Source organism: Pantoea sp. X-Soil-OKNW-713 (assembly GCF_059730685.1).
On sequence record NZ_AP035997.1, the window covers coordinates 51214 to 66473 of the forward strand.

A 15260-nucleotide genomic window follows, 5' to 3' on the forward strand; every position below is an offset into this window, starting at 1 on the left:
ATTACACTTTATTAGCGGCTAAAAATTTATAACCGTTATGAGAGAGATTCATTAATCACGCTACAAAAGGTTAAGTATCGGCACGGAATCTGGCTTAGAACATGACACCCATCACACGCGATGAGTTTTTTCTGGTCAACTCGTGAGTAACTCACATATATTTCAGTTTATGTATAGCCGTCAAGGCCCGAGCCTGACAAAAGATGACAAAGAGGCACACTGATGCTCAGGGAAAATTTTAACGACCTCATCTATCTGGTGATGGTGGCGCGCGAGCAGAGTTTTACCCGCGCCGCCGCCAAACTCGGGGTGTCGCAATCGGCGTTGAGCCACTCCATTCGGGGACTGGAAGAACGGCTCAATACACGATTATTAACCCGTACCACCCGCAGTGTGGCCCCCACCGAAGCCGGTGAGCGGTTAATTCAAAATGTTGGGCCAATGATCGCCGATATCGAAAAGGCCCTGCTGCAATTGTCCGACGAACAGGGAAAACCCTCCGGAAATATTCGAATTACCGCGGGAGAGCATGCGCTGGCATCGACACTCTGGCCGCTGTTGAAACCCTTTTTACAAGCCTATCCACAAGTCAACGTTGAATTGTCCGTCGACAATACCTTAACGGATATTGTCAGTGGCCGGTTTGATGCCGGGGTTCGCCTGGGTGAACAGGTTGAAAAAGATATGGTGGCGGTCAGAATTGGTCCCGACTGGCGCATGGTGGTGGTGGCAGCACCGGAATATTTTGTCCAACATGGTATGCCTGAGACGCCGTATGAACTCCAGAACCATAACTGCATCAATATGCGTTTACCCACTCTGGGTGGCATCTACAGTTGGGAATTCCAAAAAGATGGCAAAGAGATTCGGGTAAAAGTGGAAGGACAGCTAATTTTTAATAACCTTGCCTCGCGTGTTGATGCTGCTTTAACCGGAATGGGCGTGGCCTATGTGCCGGAAGATTGCGTACGAAAATACGTGGATGAAGGCAAACTGCAAATTGCGCTGGATGACTGGTGTGCGCCTTTTGCCGGGTATTATCTTTACTACCCCAGTCGCAAACAACATACGGCTGCGTTTTCGAAATTGATTGAAGCGGTGCGCTATCAGGCGTAACGCGAAAGGGCAGTGGCGAGCCACTGCCCTTGTTTCTTAAGCCTTCAGCGAAGCAATATCGATAACAAAACGATACTTCACATCGCTTTTTAACATCCGTTGCCACGCATCATTAATATCTTGCATGTTGATCATTTCGACGTCTGACGTGATGCCATGTTCGCCGCAGAAATTCATCATCTCCTGCGTTTCCGCAATCCCGCCAATCACCGAACCGGCGACCGATTTACGGCCCAACACCAGCGGGGCGCTATTCAGTACCGGGTCCAGTTCGCCCAGGTAGCCCACCAGTACCAGGGTGCCGTTCAGCGCCAGGGTAGGGATATAAGGTTTCAAATCATGGACATACGGCACAGTATCAATAATCAGATCGAACTGGTTATACACCGCCTTCATCTGCGCATCGTCGGTGGAAATCACGATATGTTCAGCACCGAGACGGCGGGCATCTTCCGATTTATTCGGTGAGCGGCTGAACAGGGTCACATCTGCCCCCAGCGCTTTGGCGAATTTCAGCGCCATATGCCCCAGGCCGCCAAGACCGACCACGGCAACTTTGCTGCCCGGTCCCACATTCCAGTGACGCAGTGGCGACCAGGTGGTGATTCCGGCGCACAGCAGAGGCGCCGCGCTTTTCAGATCCAGACCTTCTGGCACTTTGACCACGAATTTTTCCGTGACCACGATTTTGTCGGAGTAGCCACCATAGGTCGGCATCTGGTCATGACGATCAACGTCGTTATAGGTGAGGGTATTCCCTTCTTCGCAGTACTGCTCAAGCCCCTGTTCACAGGCGCTGCAATGCTGACAGGAATCCACCATACAACCCACGCCGACATGATCGCCAACGCTGAATTTGGTCACGGCTTTACCCACATGCGTGACACGACCAATAATTTCGTGGCCTGGCACCATCGGGTATTTGGCCCCGCCCCAATCGTTGTAAGCGTTGTGAATATCGGAGTGGCAAACACCGCTGTAAAGGATCTCAATGACAACATCATTGTCACGCGGATCGCGACGCACAAAATTATGCGGCACCAAATCTTCTTTGGCGGCAAAAGCGGCATAGCCTTTTACATTTAACGTCATTCTGTTTCTCCTGAAAGCATTCTATTAACGCGGGCGACTGGCCATCACGTCATCCAGCAGCTGCATGCCGCGTTGGGCTTCATGGCTGACGACGGTGTCACCATAGACCACAAACAGGCTTTTCACCTGCTGTTCAGTCAGCCCGACATTGAGACCACCACCAATGTGTGATTTCAGTTGGGATTCCACACCGCCAAGACCGGTGAGCGCGGCGATAGTGGCGATTTCCCGTTCCGGTAAACCGAGGTTGTCGCGGGCAATCACATCAGCAAAAAGATGTTCTTGCAGGAACTGGTTAATTTCAGGCAAAAATTCGATGAAATTGCCTTTCTCAGCTTTCAAAACCCGTCCTGCAATGAGCGTCTGAATATCAGACCCTACTTCAGTCCGTGATTTATCCTGCGGTGCCGGGGAAGGGGCTTTACCGACAGGATCGTTGATCCCTTGTTCAGCGCGCTGTTTAATCACGCTCATAAAAGTTGTAATGCCATTCAGGCTTCTGGGAAAGCCACAGTAGGCATACATTTGCAGCAACACTTCTTTTATTTCATTGATGGTCAGACCGCTGTCTAACCCTGCGTTGAGTGCCTGAGAAAGTGCGGGTAAATCACCTTTGGCGGTCCAGGCCGCAATGGGAATAATGGCCCGCTGGGTGGCATTGAGTGATGCTGTTGTATTCATATTGATATTGCCTTTATCACCTGACGCATAGATAAGTCGTGACGTTGCTGTCAGCAGTCACGCGTCCTTCACCTTAGAATAAAAATCCGCAGGAATCAGCCCGTTATTACCGGTTTATGCTGAATGACGTTATGAATTGAACTCATCATTAATGCCGCAAAATGCTAATCCAACAAGGCTTAATTTCCGCAATTCTACCGTAGCGGCGCGATTTATCGCGCTATTACCTTGCGCAATTCTATCGCGCTGCTACGGATTCGCGTAAATATTATGCACTTTAAAATATCTTCTGGTGAAATACGACATTCGGGTGACGATGAATGTGTTTTGATAAATATTATCAATTTTTAAATGTCAGGCCGAAAGAGCTGAAAACGCTGGCATGGTCGATGTTGTATGTCTTTTCTTTATTTGTTGCTTATTATCTTTTGCGCCCGGTACGTGACGAGTTAGGTGTGGCGGGAGGGGTGAATAATCTTCCCTGGTTGTTCAGCGGTACGCTCGCTGCGATGTTGCTATTGACACCGTTATTTTCTTTTCTGGTAAAACGCTATCAGCGAATAACTGTCATCAGGATCAGCTACCATTTTTTTGCCAGCAATTTGCTGCTGTTTTTTGTGTTGCTACTCCCTGCGTTCAGTGAATATCGTATCTGGACTGGCCGGTTTTTCTTTATCTGGTTATCGGTATTCAACCTGTTTGTCGTTTCCCTGTTTTGGTCATTGATCGTTGATATTTTTACCTCCGAACAGGGGATGCGGCTATTTGGTATCCTTTCTGCTGGGGCGACACTGGGGGCGCTAATCGGGTCTTCTCTGACGCTGATTTCAGTGGATCGTATTGACCAGCGCGGCCTGGTGTTGCTGGCGTTTTTGCTGTTGGAAATCAGTCTGCTGTCGGCTCAGCGGGCTGCTGCGCACAGTACAAATTTTGCCGGGAAAACAACGGAACGTCCTGTTGGGGGATCGGTGCTCGCCGGGATCACCCACACGCTGCGTTCGCCTTACCTCTCCGGTATCGCCCTGTTTATGATGCTGTATAGTCTGACCTCCACCTTTCTCTATTTTGAGCAGGCGTCGATTGCGGCAAATGCCTTTTCTGACCGTGCCTCGCGTACCGCGTTTTTCGCCACCATCGATTTGTGGGTCAATCTGCTCACCTTCATCGCACAGATCTTTTTCACCTCACGGGCGTTGAAAGGATTGGGTGTCTCCCTGACCCTCGCCATTTTACCGCTGGTAACACTCGCGGGATTTTCGCTGCTGCTGGCATTTCCTTCCCTGATTATTTTTGTCGTATTCCAGGTTGCACGCCGCATCAGTAACTTCGCTTTCGCCCGACCCGGCAGAGAAATTTTATTTACCCGTGTGGCGAAAGAAGAACGCTATAAGTCGAAAAATTTCATCGATACGGTGGTGTATCGTCTCGGCGATCAGATGGGGAGCTGGAGTTATGCCGGGCTGATGGGATTTGCCGGGAGTTCCGGCCTGCTGGCGTATATTGCGATCCCTTTGTCTCTCGTCTGGTTGGCGCTGTCGGTCTGGCTGGGCCGTCAATCACCTTTAATTTCCCTCAACTCAGGAGCTGACTAATGTCCCTCTCACGACGTCAATTGATCAAGTTAGCCGCAATTACAGGAGCAATGAGTATGACAGGTAAGGCGATAGCTATCAGTACCGGCCAATCGTTGAAAATTGGCGTGATCGGAGCAGGTTGGCTGGGGGGCACAGTGGCTAAACTGTGGGTAAAAGCCGGGCATCAGGTGATGTTCTCCACCCGGCATCTGGATGAGTTGCAACGCGAGATCGCGCCCTTAGGTGCCAATGCCAGCGTAGGGACACCGGCAGAGGCTGCGGCATTTGGCGACATTCTGTTATTCGCCGTCCCCTATGATGCTTTGCCACAACTCGGCCAGCAGCTCGCTGCGGCGATGAAAGGCAAAATCGTGCTGGATGCCTGTAATCCTTCCGGCTGGCAACAAAGCGACCTTGCCAGGGAAGCGAACCAAAATGGGGTGGCGGAAACCAGTCAACGATTGTTGCCCGGCACTCGGTATGTCCGGGCTTTCAGTGCGGTTGACGCCACCGCCATTGAGGCATCCGCCAGTGCCAGCGCGGCGAACAAGTTAGGTGTGCCGATCGCCAGTGATGATGCCGAGGCATTGAAGACAGTGGCGAAGCTGGTTGAGGATGTCGGTTCGGTTCCGGTGATCACCGGGAATCTGGCGAGTGCCAGAAGTTTCCAACGCGGTGGCCCTGGTTTTCGGGCGAATACCAACGCTCCGGCGCTACGCGCTATTCTGCATGTGGATGTGTAGCGACGCGATTTATCGCGCAGATTTATGATCGCCACTCATAAACTCATGCTGATTATCCCTAAAGTCATTGCACGCCGGAACGATTATATTTTCCCCATCGACATTGTTGGTGAAACATAACTTACCTTCGGAGTGACTATGAAAGACGTGATTGTGGTGATTGGTGCGGGTTCAATCGGGCAGGCGATCGCTCGTCGGGTCAGCCAGGGCAAAACGGTACTGCTGGCGGACCTGCGTGCTGAAAACACCGAAGCGGCAGCGAAAGTGCTACGCGATGCCGGTTTCGTGGTATCCACCAGTCAGGTGGATGTCTCGTCGCGCGACTCCATTCAGGCGTTGGTGAAAACGGCTACGGCGCTAGGCGCGGTAAAAGGGGTGATCAACGCGGCTGGGGTGTCGCCTTCACAGGCCTCATCTAAAACGATTTTAAACGTCGACCTTTATGGTACGGCGGTGATCCTTGAAGAGTTCGGTCAGGTTATTGCTGAAGGTGGTTCGGGTATTATTATCGCCTCCCAGTCCGGTCACCGCCTGCCGCCGCTCAGCGTAGAGCAGAATGAAGCGCTGGCGACCACGCCCACGGAAGACCTGCTGGCGCTGCCGTTTTTGCAGGAAGACACCATCACCGATCCGCTGCTGGCGTACCAATATTCAAAACGCGGCAATGCGCTGCGCGTGATGGCCGAAGCAGTGAAATGGGGCAAACGCGGTGCGCGCGTCAATACCATTAGCCCTGGCATCATCTATACCCCATTGGCAAATGATGAGCTGTCCGGACCACGCGGCGCAGGATACCGCAATATGCTGGAACGATCCCCGGTTGGTCGCGGCGGCACGCCGGATGAAGTGGGCGCGCTGGCGGCTTTGCTGATGGGACCGGAAGGCACCTTTATCACTGGCAGTGATTTCCTGATGGATGGTGGCGTGACAGCTTCATACTGGTATGGCGATCTAAAACCAGCCTGATTATCAGTGGCTTAATCGACTGATATGCATACTCAGCCAGGTGAGTTCTTCCCTGGGGAGTGAAAGCTGATATTTCTCCTGAATATAGTCGCGAATCGTCCAGGCGACGGACATGGCTTCAGGGTGGAATTTCAGCAGCTCCTGATAGAAGTCCTCGCCGGCTCCGGTACTGATTTTGCCCGCCAGGATACGCTCCGCGAAATAGCGCAAATGCGTAATAAAACGGTTGTAGTTAATCGACGTGACATCGATCGACCGGTTTAATTTGTAACGCACAATCTCGGCGATACGATTCACCAGCTGTACCTGCTGGTGAGCCGTGTCCTGACCTGCACTGCCCGAGGCATTAATCAGATGAAAAGCGATGTGTACTGCCTCATCTTCACCCAGTTCCAGCTTAAAGCGTGCTTCCACCATCGCTCTGGCCTGTAAACCAATGGCGTACTCTTTCTGGTAATAACGCTGCACTTCCCAGCTCAGTTTATTGGCGATCACCTGACCCGCGCGGGCGCGTTCGGCGGCGAACCACAGATGCTCCGCCAGGGTGAAAAACAGCACCGAGTGCAGTTTTTCGCTGTACTGCGCCTGCGCCAGGGCAATGATGTCATGGGTAATATCAAACCAGGCAACGGGTATGGTGTTGGTCAGCGAGAAATAGTGGCGCGACTTGAGATGTTCCAGCGGGATAAACACCTGCTCAATCCCTGCCGCGTTCACCTGGGTGCCGGGTCTGGCGCCAAAGCCAATCCCTTTACCAAACAGAATCATCTCCTGCTGGTCATGTTCCACCAGCAACATGCTGTTGTTCAGCGATTTCTTCACGGTAATCACGTCAATACCCGTCCCTGTGTCGTTAATTCAGGTCGCTGCCGTTGGTGGCAATGACCTTCTGATACCACCAGAACGAGTCTTTGCGCAGGCGTGCCAGCGTGCCGTTGCCTTCATCATCCTGATCGACATAGATAAAACCATAGCGTTTGGTCATTTGTGAGGTGCCCGCGCTGATGATATCAATGGTGCCCCAACTGGTGTAACCCATCAGCTCGACACCTTCATGTACTGCCTCGCGCATTTGTTCAAAGTGAGAACGGAAATAGTCGATGCGGTAGCTGTCGTGAATTTTTCCGTCTTCAACCACATCTTTGCAGCCAAGTCCATTTTCCACAATAAACAGCGGCTTGCGATAGCGATCATACAGCTCCAGCAGCGAAATCTTCAGTCCCACCGGATCAATCTGCCATCCCCAGTCGGAGGCCGGTAAGTAAGGATTCTTCACCCCCAGCACAGTATTTCCGGCGGTACGTTCGGCGTCCGGTTGGGTCGATTCGGTCATCGACATGTAATAACTGAAGGAGACGAAATCAACGGTGTGCTGTCGCAGGATGTCGAGGTCATCAGCGGCCATCACCAGCTCAATGCCGCGCAGTTCCAGGTCGCGTTTGATCAGCGGTGGATAGCTGCCAAACACCTGAACATCGGCATAGAACAGATTTTCGAGGTTTTTTTTCAGGCTGGCTTGCACATCATCAGGATGGCAGGTGCGCGGATAGGTGGTGAGTTTGGTCAGCATACAACCGACCTGGCTGCCGGGGATTTTGGCATGGCAATCACGCGTCACCAGCGCCGATGCGACAAACTGATGGTGCAGTGCCTGATAAATATCCTGCTTTTCCTGGCCCGGTGCGCATTTATCTTCGCGGATGCCTGCGGTGGTAAACGGATGACGATGGATGCTGTCAATTTCGTTAAACGTCAGCCAGTAACGCACCAAATCTTTATAACGGTCGAAGCAGACGTTGCTGAAACGAACGAAGGCATCGACCACATTGCGGTGCACCCAGCCGTTATAACGTTCGCTGAGTTTGAGCGGCATCTCATAATGTGACAACGTCACCAGAGGCTCGATGTTTAACCGGCGCATTTCACCAAACAGGCGCTCATAAAACGCTAAACCGGCTTCGTTTGGCGCAGACTCTTCGCCATCGGGGAAGATACGGGACCAGGCAATGGAAACACGTAGCACTTTAATCCCCATCTCGGCGAACAGCGCCAGGTCCTGCGGATAGTGATGGTAAAAATCGATGCCGCGGCGCTTCGGGTAGAAGGCATCATGAGTGCCATTGAGCGCATCCGCCACATTCTCATCGGTCACCGCCATGTGTGCGGTGAAATCCTTGAGATCCAGATTGGGTTTCCAGTTGATGGCATCCGCTACGGATGGTCCTTTACCGTCCACATTCCAGGCGCCTTCGGCCTGATTCGCCGCAATCGCGGCACCCCATAAAAATCCTCGTGGAAAGGTGGCTTTCGTTACCGTCATACAGACTCCTTTAAGGTCATGATCGGGGAATGAAGGGTGAGTGGGGTGTCAGCAGCGTTAGTGGTGAAGGAAAAACGTTCGCTATTGGTAATAACCATCACAATGACGGGATCAAAACCTGCCGTGTTGATGGCATCAAGATCGAATTCCACCAGCAGTTCACCGGCCTGTATGGTTTGTCCCGCCGTGACGCGTGGATGGAAACCTTTGCCGTTAAGTTTGATGGTGTCGATACCAATATGCAGGATCACTTCTGCCCCCTGAGTCGTCAGCAGGCTTACGGCATGCCCACTGTCAAAAACGTTGCTGATTACTCCATTGGCCGGTGCGAACAGTTTGCCGCTGGTTGGTATCACGGCGATGCCGTCACCCATAATACCGGCAGAAAAAACATCGTCTTGCACCTCGGCCAGCGGGATCAATCGCCCTTCAGCCGGCGTAACAAAGTGGTTGAAGTCGGTCACCTGAGCGGCTTTTTCCCGCCAGAAAAACAATGTGGCAACAAATGAGATGACAAATGCCAGACCGGCGCCCAGCAAGGCGTACAGGATATTCCACGGGCTGGTGGGCGAGATAAACATCGAGATACTGGCAAGGCTGGGGCTGACCAGCGCGAAGGCTTCCACCGTCATCCAGCCTAAAAAGCCACCGCCGATCACGCTGGCTGCAATCACCGCGTACAGCGCGGTTTTATTCAGCAGCGTGATGCCGTACAGCGCGGGTTCGGTGATGCCGCATAAGGCAGAGATCCCGGCTGAGAGCGCGGTAGACTTCATCACCTTGTCTTTACTGCGCAACGCAATCGCCAGGCAGGCACCCGCTTCGGCAATGTTATGCGCCAGCGAGGCGGGCAGATACAACATCTCACGGGAGAACTGCCCCATAGACGCCACGACATAAGGGATCATTGGTTTATGCATTCCTGCCGCGACCATAAAGGGTAATACCCCGGCCAGCAGAGCGGTGGCGACAAATCCCAGCTTGCTGTACAGCCACAGGATCACCGTCGCCAACCCGGAACCCAGCTCAAAACCGAGTGGCCCGAGGAGCAACAGCGTCACTGGCACGGTGACCAGCAGAGATAACATTGGTGACAGGAAAATGCGTAGCGCCGAGGGGGAGTAACGATTGAAGAACCGTTCCGCGCGGGAATAAAACAGTACGCACAAGATGGCGGGGAACACCTGTGAGGCATAGGCGATATTCTTCAGGTCGAAGGAGAACAGCGTGATACCTTCCGCCAGCTGCTTTGACATCATCGGCAGTACCATCACCGACACGGCGGATACCGCGACCAGCACATTCACTTTAAGTTTGTTGGCAGTGGTAATGGCGACCAGAATGGGCAAAAAGTACAGGGGTGCCGAGCCGATATTGTCCAGTATTTTGTAGGTATCGCTGCTGCGCGGCAGCCAACCGAGTAGATCAAGCAGGATTAGCAGTGACTTCAGTACCCCGCCACCCGCGATGGCAGGCACCAGTGGCTGAAAGACGCTAATCACAAAATCTACACAGCGCGCTGCCCAACGGGCTTCACTGTGGCTACCGGTTGCTGGCTGTCCGGCTGCCAGCGCTTTCACTGCGTCATAGATCTCCACCACATCCTTGCCAATGATTACCTGGCATTGCACATTGACGCGTACCCCCAACACGCCGGGAATGGCAGCGAGAGCGGGTTGGTCGATACGCGTATTGTCACGCAGGGTCAGACGCAGTCGGGTGGAGCAGTGTTCAATGTGATCGATATTCCCGGCACCGCCGACATGCGCAATGACGGCTTTCGCTGTGGCTTGATAATCCATATACCACCCTCTTTTTTTGCCAAAAAAAAGACCTGAAGCCGGCTTCCGATTTGGAAGCGAGCTTCAGGTCTTGCCTGGTTACCCAGTTACACGCCTGACGACAGTTCTAACGTCAGCGGCAAAGTGCTGTCAAAACAATCCCGAGCGGTTAATGATGAATTGTGATGTACACGACGTTTTACTTAACCATAGGGGCCATCACCAACGGATTGTCGATGGATCAATTCGCCACACATCAGGGACAACGCGCTAACCTCCTCGCCATCCAGCATTTTCGTGAGTTGCGCGAGGGCGCTGGCGACCATTTCTGCCATCGGAACATGCACCGATGTCAGCGCCGGGATGGTGTAGGAGGCGATGGGAATATCATCAAAGCTGAGCAGCGACACATCCTGCGGAATGCGTTTGCCCGCATTGTACAGGGCAGAGGCGGCCCCGATAGCCATATCGTCGTTACTGGCAACAATCGCCGAGAATGTCACGTTGCGTGCCAGCAATTCTTCAGCGGCTTGCTTACCGCTTTCCATGGTCCAACTGCCATCCAGCATCAACGCCGGTGCCATTGGCAAATTATTTTGGGTCATCGCGGCCTGAAACCCTTTTAATCGACTGAGACCGGTGTGAGAGCTGCCCATCCCTTTGATAAACGCGATATCGCGATGCCCACGGCGAATCAAATAATTCACCGCATCGAAAGTGTCTTTCTCATGGTCGGCACAGACGGAATATTGGGGAAACTTTTTTAGCCGGCGGTTCAGGATGATCAGGGGTTTGCTCAGGGTGGGGATCAGTTGGTCGATTTCTTCCACGCTCAGATAACGCGGGTAAATGATCACCGCATCACAACGGCTGTCGATGAGGAAATGAATGGCATCGCGCTCTTGCTGCGCGCTGTGTTTACCGTCGGCCAGCACCAACTGGGAGCCGAGCTGTTCGGTCAGGGTCGCCACCTGAAACATCAGTTCGCTGAAAAACGGGCCATGATAAAGGGTGTTAGGCACCATCAGGCCAATGCTATGCGAACGGTTGGTCGCCAGGTTACGTGCCACCAGATTGGGACGATACCCCATCTCGTCGACTGCCTGCATCACTTTGTCGCGCACCGTTTTGGACACATAACTGTGTCCGGCCAGTACACGGGATACGGTTGCCTTCGAAACGCCTGCGCGTTGGGCAACATCAAGCATGGTAATCATTCGTGTTCCTTGTTAGCTCACCTGCCTATTGTAACCAATAATCCCGGCAACAGTAAAAGCCTGCCTTAAAATAACGCGTTATCTATGTTGTTAAAATTAAATGGCATCGGGATGGGATAATCTGAAACCGGTTGCAGATTATTTTAACTTTATCACAAAATAAGCCGATACTTCGTTTGAGTTATAGATCACAAAAAAGATAAATTGAATCTGTAACCGGTTGCAGATATGGCGAGTGACGCGTAAGAATTTAGAAAAAAAGGAGGGTGTCATGGTTAAAATCTTATTGTGTTGCTCGGCAGGAATGTCCACCAGCATGGTGGTGCAGCGAATGGAAAAAGCCGCGGTGCAGCTGAGTCTGGATGCCCGTATCGAAGCGGTAGGCATGGAGGAGTTCCGGGATAAAATCGCCGATTACGACTGTTGTCTGCTCGGTCCACAAATTAAATACAAGCTGGCGGATTTCCAACAACGCGCAGCAGAATTTAATAAACCTGTCACCGTCATTAACACCATGGATTACGGCATGCTGAATGGTGAAAAAATTCTGAAGTCTGCCCTTTCCCTGATTGATTCTCATAAGGGGGCATAATGAGCACACTGGCTGATTCATTATTTGGGGTGATCGAGAATCGTATCAGTCCCATTGCCGCGCGGCTCTCCTCGCAGCGACATGTGGTGGCGATAAAAGATGGCTTTATTGCATCGATGCCATTTTTAATTGTTGGCTCTTTTATGCTGCTGTTCTCGCATCCTCCGTTCAGTGAAACCAGCCAGTGGGGATTTGCCCAGTGGTGGCTGGGTATCGTTAAGCAATACAACGATCAACTGATGATGCCCTACAACATGACGATGGGCATTATGGCGGTGTTTATTACCGGCGCGATTGCCTATAACCTGGCCCAGAGCTACAAACTTAACGGCCTGATGGCGGCGCTGCTGGCGTTGATGACGTTTCTGGTGGTGGCCGCACCTGCAAAAGATGGGGCGCTTTCCGTCGCTTCGCTGGGTGGGGAGGGGATTTTTACCGCCATTCTAATCAGCCTGTACTGTACCGAGGTGATGCATCTGCTGGTGAAGTACAACATCGGTTTCAAACTGCCGGAGCAGGTGCCGCCGAAAATTCGTCAGTCCTTCGATCTGCTGATCCCGATTGTGGTGATCTTCCTGACGCTCTATCCGCTGAATCTGTTTATGCAGAGCCACTTTGGCTTACTGATTCCGCAGGCAATTATGGCGGTATTCGCACCGATCATTTCCGCGGCTGATTCCCTGCCTGCGGTGCTGATTGCGGTGCTGCTGTGCCATCTGCTGTGGTTTGCCGGTATTCATGGCGCGGCAATTGTCGGCGGTATTTTGCAGGCATTCTGGCTGAGTAATCTGGGGCTTAACCAGGAAGCGTTAACCGCCGGGGAGCCCATTCCGAAAATCTTTATCGAACCTTTCTGGCAGTTCTTTATTACCGTCGGCGGTTCAGGTGCGACGATGGGGCTGGTGATTCTTTACCTGCGCAGTCGTTCCGCTCATCTGCGTTCTATCGGGCGTCTCGGCCTGGTGCCCGGCATGTTCAACATCAACGAACCAATTATCTTCGGCTCACCGGTGGTGATGAACCCACTGCTGTTTATCCCGTTTATCACGACGCCGCTGCTGAACGCCATCATCGCCTGGACAGCCACGCGTACCAATCTGATCAACCATGTGATTTCACTCGCCCCCTGGACCACGCCCGGCCCAATTGGTGCGGCCTGGTCTACCGGCTGGGACTGGCGTGCAGTGGTACTGGTGCTGTTCCTGATTGGCCTGTCGACCCTGATTTATTACCCGTTCTTCAAGATGTATGAACGCCAGCTGCTGCAACAGGAAGCGGAGATGGCCCACGAAACCCTGGCAGAGGAGATGAAGTGATGAACGATATGGAAACCACGGTGATGGAACTGATTATCCATGCCGGAGAAGCACGTTCCTCGGCGATGCAGGCCTTACAGGAGGCACGCAAACACAACTGGAGCGTGGTGGAGGCGATGCTGGAAAACGCCAGCCAGGCGGCACGCGAAGCACACAAAATTCAAACCTCACTGATTGGTGCGGATGAAGGCTGCGGCAAGATTCCGGTCAATCTGATCATGATGCATGCGCAGGACCATCTGATGAACGCCATGCTGTGCCGTGACCTGGTGGAAGAACTGATTTATCTGCACCGCGAGGTGCAGGAACTGAGCAAAACCCAAACGCATTAATGTCGCAAGACGTCGTTAATCTACTTAAAGGAAGGATTATGTCTGACAAATTACCGGCAGGTTTTTTATGGGGCGGTGCCGTGGCGGCCCATCAGGTAGAAGGTGGCTGGAATGAGGGCGGTAAAGGTCCAAGCATCGTTGATGTGTTAACCGGTGGCGCACACGGTGTGGATCGTGAAATCACCGACGGCGTGATAGCGGGAAAACATTACCCCAACCATCTGGCGACCGATTTTTACCATCGCTACAAAGAAGATATCGCGCTGTTTGCTGAGATGGGGTTCAAATGCTTCCGCACCTCAATCGCCTGGACGCGCATCTTCCCCAAAGGGGACGAATTAACCCCGAACGAAGCAGGCTTGCAGTTCTATGACGACATGTTCGACGAACTGCTAAAGCACGGTATCGAACCGGTGATTACCCTGTCGCACTTTGAGATGCCGCTGCATCTGGTGAAGCAGTATGGCGGCTGGCTGAATCGTGAACTGATCGATCTGTTTGTGCGTTACAGCGAAGTGGTGCTGAAGCGCTATAAACACAAAGTGAAATACTGGATGACATTCAACGAGATCAACAACCAGCGCAACTGGCGCAGGCCGTTGTACGGATACAGCAACTCCGGGGTGATTTTCACTGACCATGAGAAACCGGAAGAGGTGATGTATCAGGTGCTGCATCATCAGTTTGTCGCCAGCGCTCGAGTGGTGAAACTCGGTCATACCATCAATCCCGATTTCAAAATTGGCTGTATGCTGGCGATGGTGCCGCTCTATCCCTGGTCCTGCAACCCGGATGATGTGATGTACGCGCAAAAAGCGATGCAGGAACGTTATCTGTTCGGCGATGTGCATATGCGTGGTGCTTACCCTTCTTACATTAAGAAAGAATGGGAGCGTCGCGGATTCCACATTGAAATGGCCCCCGGTGATGAGCAGACGCTGCGTGAAGGCTGCACCGATTATCTCGGCTTCAGCTATTACATGAGCAACGCCGTGGAATACGCAACGGCGACGCAAACCGCGCATACGCCGCTGGAAGCCTTTCCCGGCAGTCGCAAAAACCCGCATGTGCCGGCATCAGACTGGGGCTGGCAGATTGATCCGGTCGGACTGCGTTACACCCTTAACGCGTTGTATGAGCGTTACCAGAAACCGCTGTTTATCGTGGAAAACGGTTTTGGTGCCATCGATAAAGTGGAAGCCAATGGCGAGATCAATGATGACTATCGCATCAGCTACCTGCGGGCGCACATCGAGCAGATGAAGAAAGCAGTGCTGGAGGATGGTGTTGACCTGATGGGCTTTACCCCGTGGGGCTGTCTGGATTGCGTGTCATTTGGCACCGGCCAGTACAGCAAACGCTACGGTTTTATTTATGTCGATCGTAATGATGATGAAACCGGCGATTTCTCCCGCAGCAAAAAGAAAAGCTTCGACTGGTATAAAACCGTTATCGCCAGCAATGGTGAGCAACTTTAAGTCACTCAATTAACACGTCGCGGCGCGTTTTAAATCGTGCCGCGCCGGAATA

General features: G+C 52.5%; 14 protein-coding genes. 8 read left to right on the plus strand and 6 right to left on the minus strand.

The annotated features are described in order from the left end of the window. The first annotated feature begins 222 nt into the window (after positions 1-222). Positions 223-1116 carry a LysR family transcriptional regulator gene (locus AC6I8R_RS23885; protein WP_415174241.1) on the plus strand — a complete coding sequence of 298 codons (894 nt, stop codon included), beginning with the start codon at positions 223-225 and terminating at the stop codon, positions 1114-1116. A gap of 36 nt (positions 1117-1152) precedes the next feature. Here the strand turns inward: AC6I8R_RS23885 and AC6I8R_RS23890 are convergent, their stop codons facing one another. Both AC6I8R_RS23890 and AC6I8R_RS23895 read right to left on the minus strand, forming a co-directional pair. Further along, positions 1153-2208: an NAD(P)-dependent alcohol dehydrogenase gene (locus tag AC6I8R_RS23890; RefSeq protein WP_208727230.1), complete on the minus strand. Its 1056-nt coding sequence runs from the start codon at positions 2206-2208 to the stop codon at positions 1153-1155. 24 nt (positions 2209-2232) lie between these two features. Then, on the minus strand, positions 2233-2889 hold the full coding sequence (locus AC6I8R_RS23895) for a carboxymuconolactone decarboxylase family protein (protein WP_497833080.1): 657 nt from the start codon (positions 2887-2889) through the stop codon (positions 2233-2235). 320 nt (positions 2890-3209) lie between these two features. Between AC6I8R_RS23895 and AC6I8R_RS23900 the strand changes: the two genes are divergently transcribed. The 3 genes from AC6I8R_RS23900 to AC6I8R_RS23910 all read left to right on the plus strand — a co-directional run bounded on the left by AC6I8R_RS23900 (position 3210) and on the right by AC6I8R_RS23910 (position 6172). Beyond that, positions 3210-4481 carry an NTP/NDP exchange transporter gene (locus tag AC6I8R_RS23900; protein ID WP_415174085.1) on the plus strand — a complete coding sequence of 424 codons (1272 nt, stop codon included), beginning with the start codon at positions 3210-3212 and terminating at the stop codon, positions 4479-4481. Between the two features lie 50 nt (positions 4482-4531). Further along, entirely contained in the window at positions 4532-5206 is a 675-nt protein-coding gene (locus tag AC6I8R_RS23905; RefSeq protein ID WP_415174086.1) for an NADPH-dependent F420 reductase, read from the plus strand. A 138-nt stretch (positions 5207-5344) separates the two neighbouring features. Further along, the gene (locus AC6I8R_RS23910; RefSeq protein WP_208727237.1) at positions 5345-6172 is read left to right on the plus strand and encodes an SDR family oxidoreductase; all 828 of its coding nucleotides are present in this window, start codon (positions 5345-5347) and stop codon (positions 6170-6172) included. 3 nt (positions 6173-6175) lie between these two features. Here the strand turns inward: AC6I8R_RS23910 and AC6I8R_RS23915 are convergent, their stop codons facing one another. From AC6I8R_RS23915 to AC6I8R_RS23930, 4 genes are all read right to left on the minus strand, one after another. Continuing rightward, entirely contained in the window at positions 6176-7003 is an 828-nt protein-coding gene (locus AC6I8R_RS23915) for a PRD domain-containing protein (RefSeq protein ID WP_208727239.1), read from the minus strand. Positions 7004-7025: 22 nt separating this feature from the next. Next, positions 7026-8492, minus strand: a complete 1467-nt coding sequence (locus AC6I8R_RS23920) for a glycoside hydrolase family 1 protein (protein WP_497833081.1) — start codon at positions 8490-8492, stop codon at positions 7026-7028. Further along, positions 8489-10294 (minus strand): beta-glucoside-specific PTS transporter subunit IIABC, encoded by a 1806-nt coding sequence (locus AC6I8R_RS23925; RefSeq protein WP_497833082.1) that lies wholly within the window; start codon positions 10292-10294, stop codon positions 8489-8491. Before AC6I8R_RS23925 ends, AC6I8R_RS23920 begins: the two co-directional genes overlap by 4 nt. 182 nt (positions 10295-10476) lie before the next feature. Next, on the minus strand, positions 10477-11490 hold the full coding sequence (locus tag AC6I8R_RS23930; protein WP_415174090.1) for a LacI family DNA-binding transcriptional regulator: 1014 nt from the start codon (positions 11488-11490) through the stop codon (positions 10477-10479). 271 nt (positions 11491-11761) lie between these two features. Here AC6I8R_RS23930 and AC6I8R_RS23935 point away from each other — a divergent pair, with 271 nt between their 5' ends. Genes AC6I8R_RS23935 through AC6I8R_RS23950 form a run of 4 tightly spaced genes read left to right on the plus strand, consistent with a single transcriptional unit; the run spans position 11762 to position 15208 of the window. Next, positions 11762-12082, plus strand: coding sequence for a PTS sugar transporter subunit IIB (locus AC6I8R_RS23935; protein ID WP_013512635.1), 321 nt, complete (start codon positions 11762-11764; stop codon positions 12080-12082). After that, on the plus strand, positions 12082-13398 hold the full coding sequence (locus AC6I8R_RS23940) for a PTS sugar transporter subunit IIC (RefSeq protein WP_208727244.1): 1317 nt from the start codon (positions 12082-12084) through the stop codon (positions 13396-13398). Before AC6I8R_RS23935 ends, AC6I8R_RS23940 begins: the two co-directional genes overlap by 1 nt. Beyond that, positions 13398-13730 (plus strand): PTS lactose/cellobiose transporter subunit IIA, encoded by a 333-nt coding sequence (locus tag AC6I8R_RS23945; protein WP_497833083.1) that lies wholly within the window; start codon positions 13398-13400, stop codon positions 13728-13730. The genes AC6I8R_RS23940 and AC6I8R_RS23945 overlap by 1 nt, the downstream gene beginning before the upstream one ends. Positions 13731-13768: 38 nt before the next feature. Beyond that, positions 13769-15208 (plus strand): 6-phospho-beta-glucosidase, encoded by a 1440-nt coding sequence (locus AC6I8R_RS23950; protein ID WP_415174092.1) that lies wholly within the window; start codon positions 13769-13771, stop codon positions 15206-15208. Positions 15209-15260: the final 52 nt, after the last annotated feature.

Excerpts from the sequence above, each read along its gene's own strand:
- AC6I8R_RS23885 (WP_415174241.1), top strand. The coding sequence starts at position 223 with ATGCTCAGGGAAAATTTTAACGACCTCATCTATCTGGTGATGGTGGCG.
- AC6I8R_RS23890 (WP_208727230.1), bottom strand. The coding sequence starts at position 2,208 with ATGACGTTAAATGTAAAAGGCTATGCCGCTTTTGCCGCCAAAGAAGAT.
- AC6I8R_RS23895 (WP_497833080.1), bottom strand. The coding sequence starts at position 2,889 with ATGAATACAACAGCATCACTCAATGCCACCCAGCGGGCCATTATTCCC.
- AC6I8R_RS23900 (WP_415174085.1), top strand. The coding sequence starts at position 3,210 with ATGTGTTTTGATAAATATTATCAATTTTTAAATGTCAGGCCGAAAGAG.
- AC6I8R_RS23905 (WP_415174086.1), top strand. The coding sequence starts at position 4,532 with ATGAGTATGACAGGTAAGGCGATAGCTATCAGTACCGGCCAATCGTTG.
- AC6I8R_RS23910 (WP_208727237.1), top strand. The coding sequence starts at position 5,345 with ATGAAAGACGTGATTGTGGTGATTGGTGCGGGTTCAATCGGGCAGGCG.
- AC6I8R_RS23920 (WP_497833081.1), bottom strand. The coding sequence starts at position 8,492 with ATGACGGTAACGAAAGCCACCTTTCCACGAGGATTTTTATGGGGTGCC.
- AC6I8R_RS23925 (WP_497833082.1), bottom strand. The coding sequence starts at position 10,294 with ATGGATTATCAAGCCACAGCGAAAGCCGTCATTGCGCATGTCGGCGGT.
- AC6I8R_RS23930 (WP_415174090.1), bottom strand. The coding sequence starts at position 11,490 with ATGATTACCATGCTTGATGTTGCCCAACGCGCAGGCGTTTCGAAGGCA.
- AC6I8R_RS23935 (WP_013512635.1), top strand. The coding sequence starts at position 11,762 with ATGGTTAAAATCTTATTGTGTTGCTCGGCAGGAATGTCCACCAGCATG.
- AC6I8R_RS23940 (WP_208727244.1), top strand. The coding sequence starts at position 12,082 with ATGAGCACACTGGCTGATTCATTATTTGGGGTGATCGAGAATCGTATC.
- AC6I8R_RS23945 (WP_497833083.1), top strand. The coding sequence starts at position 13,398 with ATGAACGATATGGAAACCACGGTGATGGAACTGATTATCCATGCCGGA.
- AC6I8R_RS23950 (WP_415174092.1), top strand. The coding sequence starts at position 13,769 with ATGTCTGACAAATTACCGGCAGGTTTTTTATGGGGCGGTGCCGTGGCG.